Raw genomic sequence first — 19,832 nt, forward strand, 5'->3', positions numbered from 1 at the left:
GCGGCGCTACCCTGCCGCTGCGGGCGATCCAATGATGTCGCCGTTCCCTTCTTTCCTGTGTTTTCACCTTGCTGGGTACTGCTACTTCACCTGCCGCGAGCGACACCGCCGGAACCCTTTCACTGATCGGTCCCAGCACGCTGACGCCGCTGGTCACTGCCCGGAGCCCCGTTCACTGATCGGCTCCGGCCACCTGACCGGTCCTGCAACTGCACTTACCGACTACAACTGCGTTTTCTTCACGGACGCACCTGCTCCGCCCGTGTCCTGCACTTTCCTTCCAGGGCCGGCACTACCTGGTCGAACCTTCTTCACAACCCGGCCCTGGGGTCCTGCTCCCGATCACCGTGCGGGACCTGTTCCTTGATCGGCCCCGCGCCGCCTGACCGGCTTGTCTCACCTCGCGGGTAGTTACGTCATCTCCCGCGCCTGCTTGACGTTGTCTTTCTCGGTACGAGGAGAACACTACACACACCCGCCGTTGAATGTCTACCCCGGCCACCATAGATTTTCTGAGGCGCGTCGGACGGGTGAAGGCAGAAGGAGAGACGACCATGAGTGACGACCTCGCCGGGGATTCGCTCGACGAGCGGTACGGCCTGGCGGAGGTGCGTGACCTGGAGGAGTACGCCGAAGCCCTGTCCCGGCTGGTCGAGCAGGGGCTGCGAGACCAGCGCGCGACCTTGCTCTCGGAAGCCGAGGCCTACGCGGTGGCGGAACTGCTCGGCCGGTTCGCGCTCGTCGAACCTTGGAACGCCTTGAACCAGCTGGCCGCCACTCTGGCCAGCCGGATCTACAACCGCCTCGGCGCCTGAACACGGCGGAGCTCTCTCCTGGTGGCCTGAGTCACAAGGCCGATCTGTCACGGGATCGACGTCGCCGGGATCTCTTGGTCACAACGCCGAGAGAAAAGGAAATCCGCTCATGTCCACGACGACGGGCCCGCGGTCACGCATGCCCAATCCGATCCCTTTCGTCCCCGAGATGGCCGAAGTCGCCGGTGGCCTGCACAAGGTCCTCAAGAACGGCGCGATCCCCTCGACGACCATCGCCCTGCTGCAACTGCGCGCCGGGCAACTGCTCGGCAGCACGTACTTCACCCTTCGCGAGACCACGAATCTCCGGCAGGCCGGGGAGCCCGAGGAACGCATCACCGCGGTGGCGACCTGGCACGACGCCACCTGCTTCACGGATCCCGAACGCATCGCGCTGGAGCTCGTGGAGGCCGTCCTCACCCCGAATCCGTCCGGCGAGCGAGTCCCCGATTCGTTGTACGCCAAGGCATCCGAATGCTACGACGCCAAGGAGCTCTGGACGCTCGTCATGGCGATCGCGCATATCGGCTTCTTCGCCCCCGCCGCGCTCATCGCCAAGCCGATCCCCGGCATGCCGCCCGGCCGCAACTACACCGACTGACTTTCCGCGCTCGAGAAAGGTTTCCCATCATGAGCAAGTTCGCAGTGGCCGGGGCGACCGGACGGCTGGGACGACACGTCGTCGACGTCCTCACCGAACGAGGACACCAGGTCGTGCCGATGTCCCGGGCCACCGGCGTGGACATCATCACCGGCGAGGGACTCGCCGAAGCGCTCGCCGGCGCCGAGGTGATCATCGACGTCGCCTCATGGCACGGCTCCGAGCAGGAGGCGGCGACGGAGTTCTTCCGCACCTCGGCCCGCAACCTGCACGAGGCAGGCCGTCAGGCCGGGGTCGCCCGGATCACCGCGGCGTCCATCATCGGCGCCGACAAGGCCACCGCCGGTTTCCTCGCCGCCAAGAAGGTGCACGAGGAACTCCTCCTGGCCGGGCCTCTTCCCGTTCGTCTCCTGCGGGCCGCGCAGTTCCACGAGTTCGTCGGCCAGCTCCTGGAGTGGCAGCAAAGCGACGTCGTACATCTGCCCGCTTTGCCCACCCAGCTCGTGGCCTGCCGCACCGTCGCGGAAGAGCTGGTCGACCTCGCCGTCGACACGAGCGACCCGGGAACGCCGATCCCCGAAATCGCGGGGCCCCGCAAGGAAATCATGGCGGACGCGGCCCGGCTCCTCGGCGCCCGCCGGGGTATCGAGGTCATCGGCGTCGACGGCGCCGGCATGCCCGACGCCGACATCGCCGCCGCCGGCGGCTTCCTGCCCAGCCCGCACGCCAAGCTCGCGGGCCCCACGTTCTCCGACTGGCTCGACGCCCAATCCTGAACGGAAGGCAGAAAATGACCCGAACCATGCCGATTCACATGCGCCGGGACGGTCTCAATCCCGTCCGGGAACTGGCGCGGGTTCGCGACGGCGAAGGTGTCGTGCGAGTCGAGACACCGTTCGGCGTACCCGCGTATCTGGTCTGCCGCAAGGAAGACGTCCGCCAGGTGCTGGCGGATCCGGCCCGGTTCAGCAGCGCCACGTCGCTGACGGGAGCCGGGCAAGAGGACGTCACGGCGGGACAGCTGATCAGACTCGACCCACCAGAGCACACGCGCTTGCGACGGCTGCTCACCCCGGAGTTCACCGTACGGCGGATGAGCAGGCTCGAACCGCGGATCACCGAGATCGTCGAAGCGGCCCTGGACAACCTGGAGGGAGCCGGCAAACCCGCCGATCTGGTGGCGCACTTCGCGTTGCCGGTGCCGTCGCTGGTGATCTGCGAACTGCTGGGTGTCCCCTATGCCGACCGCGGCGAGTTCCACGAGCGTGCCGCGCGGATTCTGGACACCTCGTTGCCGGTGGACCAGCGGATCGCCGCGCACCAGGAGGACCACGCCTACATGGCCGGTCTCGTGGCCCGCGCCCTGGCGGATCCGGGCGAGGACATGCTGGGCATGCTCGTGCGCGAACACGGCGACGATCTCACTTCCGCTGAGCTGACCGGCGTCGCGAGCCTTCTGCTGATCGCCGGACACGAGACCACCGCGAACATGCTCGGCCTCGGCACCCTGGCCCTGCTGTGGCACCCGGACCAGCTGGCAGCGCTCCGCGAAGATCCCGGCCTGATCGAACCCGCCGTCGAAGAGCTGTTGCGCTGGCTGTCCATCGTCCAGTCGCTGCCGCCGCGGACGACCACGACGGACGTGGAAGTGGGCGGGCACCACATCCCCGCCGGATCGCTCGTGATCTGCTCGATCCCGGCCGCCAATCGCGATCCCGCCCTGATCGACGATCCCGAAACCTTCGACATCACCCGGGGAACGGCCGGCCACATCGCCTTCGGGCATGGCGCACACCATTGCCTCGGGGCGCCGCTCGCGCGGATGGAGCTGCGCATCGCCCTCCCGGCGCTGCTGCGGCGCTTCCCCCGTCTCGCCTTGGCCGATCAAGTGGAATTCCGCGAGTTCAGCCTCGTCTACGGCGTGCGCAAGTTGCGGGTGACGTGGTGAACGGGCGATTCTTCGGCCTGCTGAAGGCGAGCACGCTGTTCCTGGCGGCCACGCTGCTGGTGCAGGGGATCACCGCCGGGCAGCTCCTTTCCGGCGCGGGCGGCGGCGGGCTGCACCACGCCACCGGACCGTTCGTCACCGTCGCGATGGTCCTGCAGATCGTCGCCGCGGCCCTGGTGTGGCGGCCAGGCCGCGGATCGGCGCGGTACCTGGTCGTCAGCGCGATTCTCTTGGTGCTGGTGAGCGTCCAATTCGTGGTCGGTGGCAGCGGTGATCTCGCCGTCCATGTGCCGCTGGGAGTGGCGTTGTTCGGGGCGAGCGCAGTGCTGGTGGCGCAGGTTTGGACACCTCGCGCCAGCGGGTGACCACGTCGCTCGTGTCCTCCGGGTGGTCCACTGAGCGTGAGCAAAGCGAACAGTGGGCCGCCTCCCCGGCGTCAGGAGAGGAAACCGGCACGAAAGCCGGCAGCGACCGCTTCGGCGCGGTCGTGGACGCTCATCTTGCGGAAGATCCGCTTGCAATGGGTTTTGACGCTGTCCTCGGAGAGGGCGAGATCGGCGCCGATCTGCACGTTCCGCTTGCCGTGGGCCATGCCCCAGAGGATCTGGAGCTCGCGTTCGGACAGGTGAGGACGTTCGACGGCGGGCGGTGCGGCAGCGATGGCCGGCTCGGGGTACAGACCGTCGTAGTTCTGGAGGAATCCGCCGACACCGGGCACCAGTGCGCTGGTCGCCGCGGCGACCGTGCCGGACGATCCGAACATGATCACCGAGGCGTCGGGAGCGACCGACAGCAAGGTCGCCGCGGCCGCGGGACCGGACGGCTCGCCCGGCCGGACGGCGACGAACACCACGTCGGCAGGCGACCGGACGTACCTGCTGACGAGTTCGTCGCCGGTCGCGGCGCATTCGACGCGCCCGATTCCCGGCGCGCCCTGCAGCAATCGCGCGACCCCATGACGCGTATTCAGCCGGTCGGCGTAGACCAGAATCTCCACCGCGGCGGCCATTTCCGAAGGTTCTTCGCGATCGCGCTCGTTTCGGGGATTGAACACGGCCTCCATGTCCCGGAAACGCGGGTCCACCCATTTCCTTACGCGGGATGGGCAAAACGTTATGCAGTCGATCACGGCGACGGTTTCGCCGCGCCACTACCAGCGACAACGACGCGCCGTTATCGAATCGTGACTCTTGTTCCCCGGTGCTGCCAGGTCCGAACCGCGACGAGCAGTCGAGCACCGGTTTTCCGATTCACCCGATCGTGCACTTTGGGTCGGGCGCCCTCATTTCGGCACCGACGGAGAGTGGTTCATTCGGGAGCAGGTGACTGTATGGAGTGGCGACGGCGGGTCCCGTAAGTGGCAGTTCCCTATCACCTGCCGGGTCCTTACTGTCGTCTGTTGGGGCAACCCCTTCGAGCAAGCCGGAAATGGTGGAGTGCGATGGTGTGGCTGCGAACGACTCGGGGTGAAACGGGCACGTCGCCCGTTTCACGCGGTCGTCGCGGGCGCGCCTTGCTCCGTTTCGGCACGCTGGGCGGACTGGCGATCGCCGGATTCGCCGGCGCCGCCGTCCTGGCGGGTTCGGCCACCGCGGAGGAGGTTTCCCCTCTCCCGGTCGCCGCTGATGCACCGGCCGAAGACTCTCCGGAAAACCCGCCGCGATCCGTCCCTGTTCCACCGACGACGAACGTGGGAGATCTGGTGCGGACAACGGTCCGCGAGGTCACCTCGGACGCCGTCGCGGCGACACACCAGGTGCTCAGCACGGCGAACACCGCGGCCGCTGTCGTCGGCACCGCCGGCGAGGCGGTCACCGCCTTGACGGAGCCGGTGCTGGAGACGACGACGCGGACCGTCCGTTCGGTGACCGACACGGGTTCGGCGCTGGTCGCGCCCGCGGTCCAGACGGTTTCCGAAGTGGCCGCACCGTTGACCGTGACAGAGTCGGCGACGCAACGGACGGTCGGCTGGGTCTCGGTGACGGTCACCTCGGTGATCTCACCGAAGACACCCGCACCGGAGGCCACGTCGTTCGTCCCGGCGATACCGGACATCGCGCCGGTCGCGGCGCCGGAACCGGCCGCTGACGCGCCGGTGCCCACGGCCGACTTCGCGGCCGCGGCCGTCGGCGTGACCGACGCGGCGCCGCTGTCGCCGGCTCCGGCGGCCGATCACGCACTGCCTCGCCTGACCGACCCCGCCACCCCATCGCCGCTATCGCCGATCGTCCCGGTCGCGCCGGCGGTGTTGCCCGGTAGCGCCCCCTCGTCGGGCACGTCGGCCGCGCAGGGTGGTTCATCGACTTCCGCCGCGATCTTCGACGGCGGACCGATCGGCTCGCGGTTCACGATCGGCGAGCCGGTCTCGGATCACCATCTCCCGCTCCGTATGCGTGCGGATGATCCTTCGGTGTCGCCGGACTGACGTGTCGGCTGCCAACGCGATTCACGCGTAAGCGATCGCGAAGCAAATCCTTTGATCGGTAGCGACAGCAGGACCGTCGAGGTGCAACTCGACGGCTGGCTCGCGAACTCAGGGCTGAAATCGCAAGTCAGTGGTTCCCGCTGCCACTACCTCCATCAACGGCTGGTGTCCAAGGGCTGTCGGCGAAAACAAGACCCGTTTCACAGCAGACACGTCAACCGCCGTGCCGATTTTATCCGTTATCGGCAGGCGCTCATGAACTGGAGCGTTGAAATGAAATTCACCCGTCGGGCTCGGCGCCATCGCGCTGATGTCCCCAGCGGAAGGGCCCCCGTCGGCCTTTCCCTCGCGAATCCCTGTTCCCGCCGGTCGAGTCGCAAGCTGCGCAACGCGGCCGCGATGTCGGTCACCGCGACCTTCGCGCTGATCGGCTTGACCGCCAACGCCGCTGCCGCCTCCTTGCCGGGCCTGGATGGCCTTGGCCTTTCCGGAACGGACACCACCTCACTGTTCGCGAGCTCTCAGCCCAGCTCGCCGGTGAGTGCTTCCGGAACGAGCGGCACCCACAGCCGGCCCTCGACCAGCCTGTTCCCCTCGTCGGCCTCGTCCGGTGGGGACCTCCCGACCGCGCAGATCCCGACCGTGGGCAAGTTCCTCAGCGGCGATGTGCTCAGCGGTGGCATCTTCACCGGTGGCCTGTTCGGCGGCGAGACGAAGCAGACGTCCGTCGACCCGAACCAGTCCGGCGGTGGCCACTCGACCGGGGACACCTCCCATGAGGGCGGCGGCGACGCGTGCGACTTCTTCCTGCAGCACATGTGGAAGAACGAGGACGGGATCCCGCTGCTGGGCAGCAACTCGCACGCCCTGACCTACCACACGGACCCGGCGTACAAGAACCTGATCCTGTCGATGGCCAGTGGTGCGATCGGGAACTCGCATATGCCGGTCGTCGACGCCTACGGCGGACCGCTGGGCTGGATCCCGATCTTCAACCCCTCGCACGTGCGGGGCCACGGCACCGACTACCTCACGATGGCGACCGGGTGCGGCGGCATGGGCCTGCCCATCGACACCAAGACCATGGCCATCGACATGTCCCGGCTGCCGACGCCGGACAAGGTGGCCAACTTCGTCCAGAAGGGGATGCCGAGCATTCCCGACCCGGCGAAGGTCCTGGCACCGGACTACCTCTACAACACCCTCCAGATCGCCGAGATCATGAACCGGCTCGGCCCGAACACGGTGTTCACCCCGGACGAGTACTTGTCCTTCGCGGGCAACAACTTCGACGCGATGCGCCTGCTGTGGCAGACCGCGTTCGAGAAGATGAGCAGCGGCGACCCGGCCGCGATGCTGGACGTCCTGAAGATCACCGACAACATCAAGACGCTCCAGTCGCTCGGCCTTCCGGGCCTGCCCGGCTCGAGCGGAGACACCCTCACCGGCGGCCTCCCGACCGGCGGCCTGCCGATCATCGGAGGTGCTCTCGGCGGTTCGCCTGCCGGCTCGACGCCGATGCGACCGGGCGTCCCGGCCGTCGGCGGCAAGCCGATCTCCGGCGAGGGTCCGACCATCCCGGCCGGCTCGCCGGTCTCGGGTTCGGTCACCTTCACCAACAACGGCACCGAGCCGCTCACCAACCTGAGCGGCTCGTTCCCCGGCGGCACCGTCACCCCGTCCGCGGCCTCGGTCGCGCCGGGCGGCACCGTCACCTACACGTTCACGGCCCCGGCGAAGCCGGGTTCACAGAGCGCGAAGCTGACGATCACCGGTACCAAGCCGAACGGCTCGACCGTCAGCTCGGAGACGACGATCCGCTACGTCGGCACGCCTGCTCCCGGCACGCCCGGTACCCCGGGACAGCCCGGCGCACCCCTTCCGGGTCTGCCGAGCCTTCCGGGTCTGCCCGGCCTTCCGGGTCTCCCCGGCGCCGGCCAGCCGGGTGAGTCCCCGCTTCCGGGTCTGCCGGGTATCGGCGGGATCCTCTCGCCGGTGACCGGTCTGCTCGGCACCGTGGTGCCGGGCACGACCCCGCAACCGCAGCCGACCCCGGTTCCCGTCCCGCAGCCGCAGCCGGCTCCGCAGCCGACCCCGGTTCCGGTCCCGGCCCCGCAGCCGGCTCCGCACCCGGTTCCGGTTCCGCACCCGACGCCGCAACCGACTCCGGTTCCGGTCCCGCAGCCGCAGCCGCAGCCGCAGCCGTCGGCGAGCATCTCCGTCGGCACTCCGTTGGTGAACGGGAAGGCCGCGGGTACCGCTCCCGGCCCGAACGTTCCGTCGGGTAGCCCGGTCACCATCACCGTCCCGGTGACCAACAACGGCACCGTCCCGGTGTCCGGGCTGGGTGGCAACACCTCGCTCGGCACGCTGAACTGCGGCTCGGGCCAGCTGGCGCCGGGCAGCACCACCCGCTGCACGGTCACCACGACCGCGCGGCCGGGCTCGAACTCCGCGCAGTTCAACTTCACCGTGTCGGGTCCGAACGGCACCCAGCAGAGCAAGGCCTGCCGGGTCTTCTACACCGGTACGCCCGCGGGCACCGGCAAGCTGACCATCTCCGGCAACCCCACGGTCAACGGCGCCGTGGTCGGACCGAACTCGACCGCGACCGTCCAGGCCGGCAGCAAGTCCACCATCAAGGTGCAGATGACCAACACCGGCACCGCGCCGATCACCAACCTGCGGGGCACCTCGCAGAACGGCCAGGTCAGCTGCACCGCCACGACGCTTGCCCCGGGTGCCGGCACCCAGTGCACGATCGCGTTCACCGCGAGTCCTGGCGCCAAGACGGTGAAGGCCACCTTCACCGGTAAGGACGCCGCCGGCAACACCTCGACCGTCGGCTTCTCGCAGCGCTACACCACCACCGGTGTGTGCACGTGCGACCCGGCCAACTCGACCGCCACGGCCACCTCGACCGGGTCGACCACGTCCACCAAGTCGGCTGCTTCGACCAAGGCGAGCGGATCGACCACGTCGACCACGTCGACCGGATCGGCGGCAGCCACCTCGCCGCTGTCCGCGCTCACCGGCGCGAGCACCCACTGACAGGCATTCGCTGACGACAGCTGGACACCCCAGAGATCACTGATGACAGATCACTGATCAGCCCCAGCAGAGCTTGGAAAGGTTTCTCATGCGTACCTGGGTAAAACGGTCCATCCAGGCCGGGTTACTCGCAGGTGGCTTGATGCTCCTCGGCGTGGGTGTGGCCCACGCCGAGGAGACCACCGGACCTCCTGAACCCAGTAACCAGGCGACCGACACGACCGCGGGCACCAGCCCGCTGACCACCGTGACGTCGCTGGTGTCGGGACTCGTGCAGCCGCGGCAGGCGGCGTCGACCAGCACGACCTCGGCATCCGCGTCGACACCCACCACATCGGCGACCACGACCGGCACCGGTTCGACCAGCTCGGCCACCTCGGCGGGCAGCGGATCGGCGACCCGATCGGACTCGCCCGTGACACGAGTCCTCGCGCCGGTCAGCTCCGCGCTGACCGCACGATCCGGCTCGTCCAGCCCGGTGACCGCCGCTACCTCGGCGATCACCGGGGGAACCGCGCGACACGAAGCCAGCGTCGCCAACACAATGCCGGCGGCCGAGCCAACGGTGGCGCCGACAGCGGCGACCTCCGCCGGCGGTACCGGCACAGGTGACAGCACGGTCAGTGCGACCACCACCAGCCCGGCCGACACCGGGTGTTCGTGCCACCTGACCATGGGCACGCCCACGGTCAACGGCACCAACGCCGGATCACCGGACAACGCCGTACCGGTCACCGCCGACCAGCCGTCGACGGTGACCATGCCGGTGACCAACACCGGCAACGAAACCATCAGCAACGTCACCAGCGCTACCTCCAATGGCGCCTTGACCTGCTACGACAACACGCTGACCGCCAGTGAAAGCACCCTGTGCACCGGGCCGTTCACACCGGCCGCGGACACCACCACGGCCCCCGTCACGGTCACCGGCACCACGGCGAACGGCGAACAGGCCAGCACCACTGGCACCGCCTACCTCGCCCCCGCCGGCCCGGCACCCGTTCCGCCGGGCTCCGGCAGCGACAGCGGGTGTTCGTGCCACCTGACCATGGGCACGCCCACGGTCAACGGCACCAACGCCGGATCACCGCACGACGCCGTACCGGTCACCGCCGACCAACCGGCGACGATGACCGTCCCGGTGACCAACACCGGCACCAGCACCGTCAGCAACGTCTCCAGCACCACCCCCAATGGTGCCTTGACCTGCGATGACAGCACGCTGGCCGCCAAGGAAAGCACTAAGTGCACCGGAACGATCACACCAGCCGCGAACACCACCGCGGCTCCGGTCACGATCACCGGCACCACGGCGAACGGAGAGCAGGCCAGCACCACTGGCACCGCCTACCTCGCCCCCGCCGGCCCGGCACCCGTTCCGGCACCGGCACCCGTTCCGGCTCCGGTGCCGGCACCTGGCACCGGTGACCCGCACGGTGGCTCCGGGAACCCACCTGGAACCCACCCGGGTTCGCCGTCCGGTGGCAGCACCGGCGGAACCGGTGGCACCGCCGGTCACCAGACCGGTGGCTCCGTGCACGGCACCACCGGTACCGCGGCCGGCTACCCGGTGGGTAGCGATCACGGTGGTCTCACTTCGTCGGCGGTCGGCAGCGCCCACGAAGCCGGGGCGCACAGCGGTTCGGTGGAAGCGGCCACCCACGGGTCCACGGGCGAGCATGTCGACGCCGGGTACCCGGTGCCGGCAGGCGCGGTCGAGGCCGGCGGTGGCGGCACCGCCGATGATCACCAGGGCATCGACGGCGGAATCGTCGGTGGCGGACTGGCAGTTCTGGTGATCGCCCTTCTCCTGGTGACGGCGGTATCCGCGCGCCGTCGTCACCTCCGCTAGGGGGAACGGTGTGGTGTGGCCGTGCCCCGGCCACACCACACCGTCCCGCCTGTTCGACTGGAGTGGGTCATGACCGAGGGTGTCGAAACCATCCGGACCCGGCTCGTCCTGCTCGCGCTGGTCGGCCTGTCGTGGATGCTGGCGGCCGTCACGTTCCTGCCGGCCGACACCCGCTTCGCCGTCGTGAGCGCGACCCTCCTGATCATCGCCGCGGTCGGCTGGGAAACGCTCCACCAGGCCGGTCGGGAGTTGCGCCGGGACAAGGACTCGCCACGCCTCACACCGCGTCCCTCCTTCGGCGCGATCACCTCCGCCTTGGCCGCCGCGGCGGCGTTGGGGCTGGTGATCAGCCTGACCGCGGACACGACGTCACCGGCCGCGATAGCCGCCGCGCCCGCCGCTCCGGCCTCACCGTCGGCCTCCCAGCCGTCGCCGCCGGCCGTCGACCCCGCGATCCGGGTGGCCCCGATCGCGGTGCACATCCCCAAAATCGACGCCGACTCGTCGCTGATCAAGCTCGGCCTCGACGCGAACCGGCGGATGCAAACCCCGCCGGTGGCCACCCCGATGCAGGCCGGTTGGTACGAGCCGGGACCGGCGCCCGGGCAGACCGGGCCCGCGGTGATCGTCGGTCACGTCGACGGCGCGACCCAGCCCGGCATCTTCTTCCGTCTGCACGAACTCGCGGCGGGTGACCGCGTCACCGTCGAACGCGCGGACGGCTCCGTCGTCGCCTTCGTGGTGCACCGAACCATCCACGCCCCCAAAGATCGCTTCCCCACCAAGGAGGTCTACGGCCGCACCGGCGGCCCGGAACTGCGGCTGATCACCTGCGGCGGCTCCTTCGACCGGACCGCGCGCTCCTACCGCGACAACGTGATCGTTTTCGCCCAGCTGGAAGGAGGCAGCAGCCGCGTCGCCGGCGATGGACACGACACGCACGGTCCGCTCAGGGCTTCAGGACCGTCGAGTTAGCCGATGAGGCCGCAAGACGGCACCAATCGGAGCCACCGGAAAGGCGAACTGGCCGTCGAATCGGCGATTTCCGCTGGTCAGCGGAGCACTGATGGTGGGCCGCCTGGGGCTCGAACCCAGAACCTACGGATTAAAAGTCCGCAGCTCTACCAATTGAGCTAACGGCCCGTGCGGGCGAGTCTAGTAGACCGCCGTCGGCCACCAGGATGCCGGGGCGGCCGCCGGAGCGCCACGGAATTGTCGGGGGTCTCTGCCATGGTCGTGGGCATGGACACGATCCCCGACGAGAACTACGCGGCCGGCTGGGAGGGCGACCGTCCGGAGCCTCCGCGTGTGGCGAGCGAGCGCGAGATCCTGACGTCCACCCTCGACTGGCATCGCCGCACCTTCGAGCTGAAGTGCCAGGGGCTGACGCGGGAGCAGATGGCCCAGCGGCCGATCGAGCCGTCGGGCTTGTCGCTGCACGGGCTGCTCAGGCACCTCACCGGCGTCGAGCGCTGGTGGTTCCGCCTGCAGTTCGCGGGCGAGGACGTCCCGCTGCTCTATTACTCCGACGAGTGGCCTGAGCAGGACTTCGAGGACATCGGCGGTGACGTCGAGGCCGCATGGGCGGCTTGGCATGAGGAGTGTGCGCGGTCGCGGGAGATCGTGGCGGCCGCCTCGCTCGACGACACGGGCAGGAGCCGCCGGGAGGGGGAGCCGTTCTCGCTGCGGTGGCTGCTGACGCGTCACATCGCCGAGTACGCGCGTCACGCCGGCCACGCCGATCTGCTGCGCGAGCGCATCGACGGGAGGACAGGCCACTGAAACCTTGAAATGCGATGCTGGGCCGATGAACGCCGATCCCGATTCCGGCCTCCTGTCCCCGGTCCGCGCCGGCACGCCCGCCGAGGCGGCGACGGGTGATCTCGCCTGGGTGCGGGCGCTGTTGGACACGGAGGCGGCGCTCGCCAGGGCGCAGGCCAGTACCGGGCTGATCCCGCGGGCCGCCGCGGAGGCGATCACCGAGGCCGCCGCGGCGGTCGAGATCGACGTGGTCGCGTTGGCGCGGGCGGCTCGTGAGACGGCGAACCCGGTCGTAGGGCTGATCAAGGAGCTGACCGAGGCCGCCGGCACGGAGTACGTCCATCGCGGCTCCACCAGCCAGGACATCTTCGACACCGCGATGATGCTGGTCGCCGCCCGGACACGGGCGATCCTCGTCGCCGACCTCGAGGCGACGGCGGACGCGCTGCGGGACCTCGCTCGCGCGCATCGCGACACGATCATCGCCGGGCGCACCCTCACCGCCCACGCCGTCCCGACCACGTTCGGGCTCAAGGCGGCGGGCTGGCGTCAGTTGACGCTCGACGCGCTCGACAGGCTGAACCGGGTCGTCCTGCCGGTCTCGCTCGGTGGCGCGGCGGGCACGAGGGCCGCGTACGCCGAGTACGCGCGCCTCGCCGACCTGCCCGACGGCTATCCGCAGCGGCTCCAGACGGCCTTCGCCGAGGAGACCGGTCTCGCCGAGACCACGCTCCCCTGGCACACCCTCCGCACCCCGACGGCGGACCTCGCGGCCGCTCTCGCGTTCACGGCCGCCGCGCTGGGGAAGATCGCGGTCGACGTCCAGTTCCTGACGCGCACCGAGGTCGGTGAGGTCACCGAACCGGCGGGTGAGGGCCGTGGCGGTTCCTCGGCGATGCCGCACAAGCGCAACCCGGTGCTCGCGACGCTGATCCGGTCAGCGGCGCTCCAGGTCCCGGTGCTGGCCACCGGCGTCACCCAGGCCCTGGTCTCCGAGGACGAACGGTCCGCGGGCGCGTGGCACGCCGAGTGGCAGCTGCTGCGCGAATGCCTGCGCCTGACCGGCGGCGCCGCGCACACGGCGGCCGAACTCGCCCGCGGTCTGGTGGTCGGCGACGAGCGCATGCGCGAGAACCTCGGCCTCACGCACGGCCAGATCGTCTCCGAGCGCCTGTCGACCGTGCTCGCCCCGCTGCTCGGCAAGGCGCGGGCCAAGGACGTCCTGGGACGCGCGTCCAAGCTCGCGCTGGAGCAGGACAAGCCACTCGGCGAGGTTCTTTCCGGCCTGCCGGAGATAACCGGAGTCCTCCCCGCGGATTCCCTCGCCGAGCTGCTGGATCCGGCGAACTACACCGGGTCGGCCGGAGTGCTGACCGACGCCGCGCTGGAGGCCCGCGAAGAAAATCCGAAAACTCCTTGAACCGGTCCCGCACGGGCTCCGTGTAGGGGGTACAAGCTCACCGCGCCAAGCCGCGGAACCCCTACGAACAAGGAGAAATCCCATGCTTCGCAAGCGTTTCGTCGTCGCAGCGGCGTCCGCGGCCGTGGGCCTGGTCGCGCTGTCGGCCTGCTCCGGTGGCACCGAGACGGCGGCGCCGGCCGTCGCTCCCGCCGCCGCGGTGGCCGGCGCGGGAGGGAACGCCCCCGCGGCCAAGGGTGAGACCAAGGTGGCCGTGGCCGAAGCCGGTGATCTCGGCCAGGTGCTCGTCGACAAGGACGGGTTCACCTTGTACCGCTTCGACAAGGACAGTGCGAAGCCGCCGAAGTCCAATTGCGACGGTGACTGCGCGAAGACCTGGCCGCCGATGCTGGCCGAGGGCGACGTCCAGATCGAGGGCGTGGACCAGGCGTTGGTCGGCGAAGTGACCCGCGCCGACGGACGCAAGCAGGTCACTGTGGGCGGCTGGGCGCTTTACCGCTACGCCAAGGACGCCAAGGCGGGCGAGGCGAAGGGACAGGGCGTCGGCAGCACCTGGTACGCCGCGAACGCCAAGGGCGGCAAGGCGGGCCAGGCGGCCAAGGAAGCCAAAGAGGCTCCTGCCGAACAAAAAGACGGCGACACGAAGCTGGTCGCGAGCAACGTCGACGGTATCGGACCGGCCATTGTGGACAAGGAGGGCTTCACCCTCTACATGTTCACCAAGGACAAGAAGAACAAGCAGCCGACCTGCAACGGTGACTGCGCGAAGGCCTGGCCGCCGGTGCTCGCCGAGGGCGAGGTCCAGCTCGAAGGCATCGACCAGAAGCTGCTCGGCACGGTGAAGCGCGCGGACGGCACCACGCAGGTCACCGTCGGCGGATGGGCCGTCTACCGCTACGCCAAGGACGCGAACGCCGGCGAGGCGAACGGGCACGGCGTCGGCGGCACCTGGTTCGTCATCGAGCCCGCCGGCTGCAAGAGCACCGCGCCGGTGAAGAACAAGGCCGCCCAGAGCGGGAACGCCGCCCCCAAGAAGGACGAAGGCGCTCCCGTCCCGGACTACGGCTACTGAGACCTAGGCGCTGTCCTGCAAGTCATGTTCGCGGTCTCCGCGCCCATCGAACAGACCCACAGGACACCGCCTAGTGGGCGAGGCCCGGCGGTCGCTCTTCCCGAGCGACGGTCGGGCCTTTTTCATGCTTCGGCCGTCGCGAGCCGTCGGGAAGGGGCTCGACGACCGTGGCGCTGTCGGCCCGGTCCGCCACCACGTTCTCCTCTTCGTCCTCCGGCAGCAGCACCTTGTGCCGCGCGGGCAGGAACGCGATCAGCAGCCCGAGGGCGGCGAGGCCGAGGTGCAGCCAGTTGTCCGTCGCGTTGAGGTTGAACGGGTTCCCCGCCTCTGAAACCGGATTCGTCGAAACGGTCCCGGTGATCATCAGACCCCAGACGAACAGCGCCCCGAAGGCGGCGAACGTCAGGAGACCGAAGACCCTGGACCGGCCCGAGCCGAAGGTCAGCAGCAGACCGATCGCGCCCAGCAGGACGAACCCGAGGTTGTAGAGGGGATTCACCGAGAACCCGAGCACCGTCGCGTCGCTGCGGCCGGCGAAATCGGCGAACCCGGTCCTGGTGAAGCCCACGATCCCGAACACCAGGAAGGCCAGGCTCGACAGCCCGGCGAGAACCTGCGCGGGCTGGAGACCCGCCGTCCGGATACGAGCGCGTTGTGCACGTGCCATTGCTCCGCCTCCCAGAGTTGGCGACCTGAATTCAGGCTTGGACGCCGGATACCCCGGGGTCCTCCCGGGCAAACCGAGGCGGCCGAACGGCCTAGCCGTGAACACGATCGGGTGATCCGGGCAAGAAGTCGTGTGGGCAAGGTGAGCGGAGTAGTCCTCCTGGTGGGGTTGTGCCTGGGAGCCATTCTCGCGATGGTGCTGATTCCGCCGCCACGCCCCGGCCCGGCGGTGGTCGCGGCCGCGGCGTCGGGGGACACGGTGATGACCGTCGAACCGGAACCCGAAGCGGAACCGGTCGAATCCCCGCCCCCGTCCTCCTCGGCGGCGCCGGGACCGCCGCCGAAGTCCGTCGACACCGACGCACTCCCAGGCCTCGTCCCAGGCGGGCAGGTGAGCGTGGTCGTCTACGACCGCACCGCCAAGAAGACCACGGTCTCCGTCAAAGCGGACCGGCCGTACACCTCGGCTTCGCTGGTGAAACTCCTCATCGCGCTGGAAGCGCTACAAGCCGGCACACCGGCGAGCACCGTGCAGCGGATGCTTTCGGCCAGCGACGACGACATCGCCAGCAGGCTGTGGACGGCCCACGGCGGCCCCGCCATCGTCACCCGGTGGGCGACCAAGATCGGCCTGGCCGGCACGCGTCCGCCCGAGGATCCCGGCCGCTGGGGCGACACCCGGATCACCGCCGCGGACGTCGCGAAGATCTACCGCTACCTGCTGGACCAGGCGGGCGCGGGAACGCGGACGACGATCATGCGGGCGTTGAGCGGCGCGACGGAGAGCGGATCCGACGGCGTCCGGCAGTACTTCGGCATCCCGGACGCCGTCGGTTCCCTTCGCTGGTCGGTCAAACAGGGTTGGGCGTGCTGCCGCGGCTCGCGGATCCTGCACAGCTCCGGCACCGTCGGCGAAGACGATCGCCACATCGTCGTCGTCCTGACGTCCCAACCGGTGTCGACCACCTACCCCGGCGCCGGCAGGCGGGTGACCGAGGTGGTGAAGGCGCTTCGACCGGCTATTGACGACCTGTAAACAAGGTGGGACAGTGGCCGCACGCCACTCTTCCGGGAGGTCGTCATGAGCACCGAAGCCCGTCTGCCCGCCGTGGCCCCGCTCGGACCGGATTCCGTCGCCTGGCGAGTGGTCGGCGACCGGAGACTGCTGCTCGGCGCGGGGACGGCGTTGCTGCTGCAGGTCGCTCATCCGGTGGTCGGCGCCGGCGTCCACGACCATTCGAACTACACCGAAGACCCGTGGGGCCGCCTCGACCGGACCATCGATTCCTTGCTGTGCCAGGTTTTCGGCGGCCGGGAGGCGATCGCGGAGGCCGAGCGGCTCCGCGAGCTGCACAAGGCGATCAAGGGCGTCGACCACCACGGCGAGCGCTACCACGCGCCGAACCCCGAGGCCTACTGGTGGGTGCACGGATCGACGTTCTGGACGACGGTCCGCATGCAGGAAGTGTTCATACATCCCTTGTCCCACGCCGAAAAGCGCCGCTTCTACACGGAATGGCGACGCCTCGGCCTGCTGCTCGGCCTTCGCGAGCACCACATGCCCGAGGACATCGAAGGATTCGACGCCTACTTCGACGACGTCGTCGCGAATCGGCTCGAGGACAACCACACGGTCCGGGAACTGCTCCACTCGATCACCATGCGGGACACGCCGCCTCCGCCGTGGTGGTTCCTGCCGGAGTCCTTGTGGCGTCCCGTCCGGCCGGCGGGCGGGAACGTGCTGACCCTGTGCGCGATCGGCTTGCTGCCCCAGGCGCTTCGCGACCGCTTGAGTCTCAAGTGGACGGACGCGGACGAGCGCCGCCTCCGGCGCCTCGGCGGGGTCACGAGGGCGGTCGGTAACCGCGTTCCCGACCGGCTTCGGTTGTACCCCAAGGCATACCGCGCCTAGCTACTCGACGACGTCGACCAGCGCGCCCTTGGCACCGGTGTTCGGCAGCGGCCACGGCTTGACCCCGCCGCTGCCGATGATCTTCTTGTCCTGCGGCGCGCTCGGCGGCGCGGTGCGCGCGCCGATCCACGCCAGCACGTCCGGGATCTGCGCCTTGAAGGTGTTCATGTTGTGCCCGGCGTCCGGGATCCGCCAAAGGGACAGCGTCGCGGGCGCGCGGACCGCGGACTGGAGCTGGTCGAGCGAGAAGCTCTCGAAACTTTCCTTGTCGCCCGCGATCGCGAGGATGTCGACCGGCGACGGGTGTTTCTGCAGGTTCAAGGTGATCGTGTTCGCGTCGACGATGTCCTGCCTGCCCTTGAAAAGGTTCTCCGTCTCGGCGTCCACCGCGGCCTTGTAATAGCCGCTGACGCTCGCCGCCTGGCCGTACCACTGCGGGTGCCGGGTCACCAGGTTCATCGCGCAGTAGCCGCCCGAGGACCAGCCCGCCATCGTCCACGCCTTCCGCTGCGTGCTCGCGCCGAGCTTCTCGATCGCCCAGTCGCGGATGTCGGCGGTCAGGTAAGTGTCGTTGGCGGCGCCGTTGACCTCGTCGATGCATTCGGTGTCGTGGCCGACCTTCGGTTTCCCGGTCGGGTCCGGGATGATCACCAGGGTCGGCGGGAGCACGTGCTTCGCGATGGCTTCGTCGAGCCTGGCGGGCATCCCGTACGGGCCGGTGACCACTTCCGGGCCGGAGGGGTAGTTCGGGATCCATTCGATGACCGGGAATTTGAGCGACCGGTACGCGGGATCGTAGTACTGGGGCGGGAAGTACACCGAGACGTCGCGGGTGAGGCCGGTGCGTTTGCCGGTCACCGTCATGTGCACGACGGAACCCTTGCCCTCCTTGGCCCGCATCGCCCCGGCGTCACGCAGTTTGTCGAGGTCCGAGCCGTTCTCGCCGGCGACGGCGTCGACGTTTTCCGCCGAGTACACGCCGGTGCCGAACAGGGCACCGACCGTCGGGAAGAACCCGCCGATCATGTTCCCGCCCATCGCGGTGCTGACCACGATCAGCACCACCGCGACGAGGATCGTGCCGCTGCGGCCGAGAAGCTTGCGGCGCCAGCGTTCCCAGAAGAACGGCACGGCGACGATCGCGAGCAGGGCCAGCACCACGACGATGACGAGGTTCAGTGTGGAATCGAGCCGGATGGCACTCAGTCCCAGTCCCATGGCGATCGTGTCCCTCTCCGGCGGCGGCACGCCCCCTGCACCGCACTTCCCACATCTGGATCAAGAGACGTGCGACCACCGGAAAGTGTTGTCCAGGGTGACGCGTGTCACCCTGGACAAGGCGCTCAGCCTTCGAGTGCGGTGCGCAGCACCCCGATCGCCTGCGCGATCGCGGCTTCCGCGGCGTGCGTTCCGCGCAGCGTGTTGAGCATGACGAAGTCGTGCACGATGCCCTGGTACCGCACGGCGGTCACCGGGACTCCGGCCTGACGCAGCTTGGCGGCGTACGCCTCGCCTTCGTCGCGCAGGACGTCGGCCTCGGCGGTGATCACCAGCGCGGGCGGCAGACCCGCCAGGTCGTCGAGGCTCGCCCGCAGCGGCGAAGCGGTGATTTCCGCGCGCTGTGCCGGATCGGTCGTGTACTGGTCCCAGAACCACTTCATGCCGTCGAGGGCGAGGAAGTAGCCCTCGGCGAACAGCCGGTAGGACTCGGTGCCGAAGTTCGCGTCGGTGACCGGGTAGAAGAGCACCTGCTGCCGGAAGGTGACATCGCCGCGCTGCTTCGCGAGGAGGGTGAGCGCGGCGGTCATGTTGCCGCCGACGGAGTCCCCGGCGATCGCGATCTTCGTGCCGTCGAGCCCGTTTTCGGCGCCGTGCTCGGCGACCCACTTCGCCACGGCGTAGCTCTGCTCGATGGCGACCGGGTAGCGCGCCTCCGGCGAGCGGTCGTATTCGGGGAAGACGACGGCCGCGCCCGCGCCGACGGCGAGCTCGCGGACCAGGCGCTCGTGGGTGTGGAAGTTGCCGAAGACCCAGCCGGCACCGTGGATGTAGACGATCACGGGCAGCGGGCCGGTCACGCCCTGGGGCCGGACGATGCGGACCTCGACGCCGTCCACGTGCGTGGTCTCGACGTCCGCGGCGGGCAGTTCGACGTCGCCGCCCTGGACCTCGTCGACGGCCTTGCGTCCTTCCTCCGGCGGCAGCTGGAAGAGGAACGGCGGGGTGGCGGTGGCCTCCACGAAAGCCTGCGCGGCCGGTTCGAGGGCCAGGTTGTGCGGGTTGGCGGTCATTTCTGCCTCCTGGGAGCC

19 protein-coding genes and 1 tRNA gene are annotated in these 19,832 nt (G+C 69.3%); 14 read left to right on the forward strand and 6 right to left on the reverse strand.

What is annotated here, in order from left to right; translation table 11 throughout:
- Window positions 1-554 precede the first annotated feature (554 nt).
- The 5 genes from DMH01_RS21145 (at window position 555) to DMH01_RS21165 (ending at window position 3,729) form a co-directional block, all read left to right on the forward strand.
- Window positions 555-815 carry a hypothetical protein gene (locus tag DMH01_RS21145; protein WP_125679012.1) on the forward strand — a complete coding sequence of 87 codons (261 nt, stop codon included), beginning with the start codon at window positions 555-557 and terminating at the stop codon, window positions 813-815.
- A 109-nt stretch (window positions 816-924) separates the two neighbouring features.
- Window positions 925-1,416 carry a carboxymuconolactone decarboxylase family protein gene (locus DMH01_RS21150; RefSeq protein ID WP_233621627.1) on the forward strand — a complete coding sequence of 164 codons (492 nt, stop codon included), beginning with the start codon at window positions 925-927 and terminating at the stop codon, window positions 1,414-1,416.
- Between the two features lie 29 nt (window positions 1,417-1,445).
- Window positions 1,446-2,192 carry an SDR family oxidoreductase gene (locus DMH01_RS21155; protein WP_125679013.1) on the forward strand — a complete coding sequence of 249 codons (747 nt, stop codon included), beginning with the start codon at window positions 1,446-1,448 and terminating at the stop codon, window positions 2,190-2,192.
- Window positions 2,193-2,218: 26 nt separating this feature from the next.
- Window positions 2,219-3,364 (forward strand): cytochrome P450, encoded by a 1,146-nt coding sequence (locus tag DMH01_RS21160; RefSeq protein WP_370323515.1) that lies wholly within the window; start codon window positions 2,219-2,221, stop codon window positions 3,362-3,364.
- Window positions 3,361-3,729, forward strand: a complete 369-nt coding sequence (locus tag DMH01_RS21165) for a hypothetical protein (RefSeq protein WP_125679015.1) — start codon at window positions 3,361-3,363, stop codon at window positions 3,727-3,729. The genes DMH01_RS21160 and DMH01_RS21165 overlap by 4 nt, the downstream gene beginning before the upstream one ends.
- A 71-nt stretch (window positions 3,730-3,800) precedes the next feature.
- Here DMH01_RS21165 and DMH01_RS42755 read toward each other — a convergent pair whose 3' ends face one another.
- Window positions 3,801-4,373, reverse strand: coding sequence for a response regulator transcription factor (locus DMH01_RS42755; protein WP_199745578.1), 573 nt, complete (start codon window positions 4,371-4,373; stop codon window positions 3,801-3,803).
- A gap of 504 nt (window positions 4,374-4,877) precedes the next feature.
- Here DMH01_RS42755 and DMH01_RS21175 point away from each other — a divergent pair.
- On the forward strand, window positions 4,878-5,789 hold the full coding sequence (locus tag DMH01_RS21175; RefSeq protein WP_125679016.1) for a hypothetical protein: 912 nt from the start codon (window positions 4,878-4,880) through the stop codon (window positions 5,787-5,789).
- Between the two features lie 273 nt (window positions 5,790-6,062).
- The gene (locus DMH01_RS42760; protein ID WP_158633246.1) at window positions 6,063-8,840 is read left to right on the forward strand and encodes a hypothetical protein; all 2,778 of its coding nucleotides are present in this window, start codon (window positions 6,063-6,065) and stop codon (window positions 8,838-8,840) included.
- 57 nt (window positions 8,841-8,897) lie between these two features.
- Here the strand turns inward: DMH01_RS42760 and DMH01_RS42765 are convergent, their stop codons facing one another.
- Window positions 8,898-9,644 (reverse strand): hypothetical protein, encoded by a 747-nt coding sequence (locus DMH01_RS42765; protein ID WP_158633247.1) that lies wholly within the window; start codon window positions 9,642-9,644, stop codon window positions 8,898-8,900.
- Between DMH01_RS42765 and DMH01_RS21190 the strand changes: the two genes are divergently transcribed.
- Window positions 9,607-10,692, forward strand: a complete 1,086-nt coding sequence (locus DMH01_RS21190) for a hypothetical protein (protein WP_125679017.1) — start codon at window positions 9,607-9,609, stop codon at window positions 10,690-10,692. The genes DMH01_RS42765 and DMH01_RS21190 overlap by 38 nt on opposite strands.
- Window positions 10,693-10,761: 69 nt before the next feature.
- Entirely contained in the window at window positions 10,762-11,667 is a 906-nt protein-coding gene (locus DMH01_RS21195) for a class F sortase (RefSeq protein WP_233621628.1), read from the forward strand.
- A 92-nt stretch (window positions 11,668-11,759) separates the two neighbouring features.
- On the opposite strand, the gene DMH01_RS21200 is transcribed toward DMH01_RS21195, so the two are convergent.
- Window positions 11,760-11,835 (reverse strand) — tRNA-Lys (locus DMH01_RS21200).
- 99 nt (window positions 11,836-11,934) lie between these two features.
- Here DMH01_RS21200 and DMH01_RS21205 point away from each other — a divergent pair.
- The 3 genes from DMH01_RS21205 to DMH01_RS21215 all read left to right on the forward strand — a co-directional run bounded on the left by DMH01_RS21205 (window position 11,935) and on the right by DMH01_RS21215 (window position 14,945).
- On the forward strand, window positions 11,935-12,474 hold the full coding sequence (locus DMH01_RS21205) for a DinB family protein (protein WP_125679018.1): 540 nt from the start codon (window positions 11,935-11,937) through the stop codon (window positions 12,472-12,474).
- Window positions 12,475-12,499: 25 nt separating this feature from the next.
- Window positions 12,500-13,873 carry an adenylosuccinate lyase family protein gene (locus DMH01_RS21210; RefSeq protein WP_125679019.1) on the forward strand — a complete coding sequence of 458 codons (1,374 nt, stop codon included), beginning with the start codon at window positions 12,500-12,502 and terminating at the stop codon, window positions 13,871-13,873.
- 82 nt (window positions 13,874-13,955) lie between these two features.
- Window positions 13,956-14,945, forward strand: a complete 990-nt coding sequence (locus DMH01_RS21215) for an SCO0930 family lipoprotein (protein WP_125679020.1) — start codon at window positions 13,956-13,958, stop codon at window positions 14,943-14,945.
- Between the two features lie 70 nt (window positions 14,946-15,015).
- Here the strand turns inward: DMH01_RS21215 and DMH01_RS21220 are convergent, their stop codons facing one another.
- Window positions 15,016-15,612 (reverse strand): DUF4383 domain-containing protein, encoded by a 597-nt coding sequence (locus DMH01_RS21220; protein ID WP_125679021.1) that lies wholly within the window; start codon window positions 15,610-15,612, stop codon window positions 15,016-15,018.
- 132 nt (window positions 15,613-15,744) lie between these two features.
- Between DMH01_RS21220 and DMH01_RS21225 the strand changes: the two genes are divergently transcribed.
- Complete coding sequence (locus DMH01_RS21225) at window positions 15,745-16,647, forward strand: hypothetical protein (RefSeq protein ID WP_125679022.1); 903 nt, start codon at window positions 15,745-15,747, stop codon at window positions 16,645-16,647.
- Between the two features lie 45 nt (window positions 16,648-16,692).
- On the forward strand, window positions 16,693-17,523 hold the full coding sequence (locus DMH01_RS21230; protein ID WP_125679023.1) for an oxygenase MpaB family protein: 831 nt from the start codon (window positions 16,693-16,695) through the stop codon (window positions 17,521-17,523).
- On the opposite strand, the gene DMH01_RS21235 is transcribed toward DMH01_RS21230, so the two are convergent.
- Window positions 17,524-18,741, reverse strand: coding sequence for an esterase family protein (locus DMH01_RS21235; protein ID WP_125679024.1), 1,218 nt, complete (start codon window positions 18,739-18,741; stop codon window positions 17,524-17,526).
- 125 nt (window positions 18,742-18,866) lie between these two features.
- Window positions 18,867-19,814, reverse strand: a complete 948-nt coding sequence (locus DMH01_RS21240) for an alpha/beta hydrolase (RefSeq protein WP_125679025.1) — start codon at window positions 19,812-19,814, stop codon at window positions 18,867-18,869.
- Between the last annotated feature and the right edge of the window lie 18 nt (window positions 19,815-19,832).

Origin of the sequence: Amycolatopsis sp. WAC 04182, from assembly GCF_003947465.1 — a bacterium.
GTDB lineage: Bacteria > Actinomycetota > Actinomycetes > Mycobacteriales > Pseudonocardiaceae > Amycolatopsis.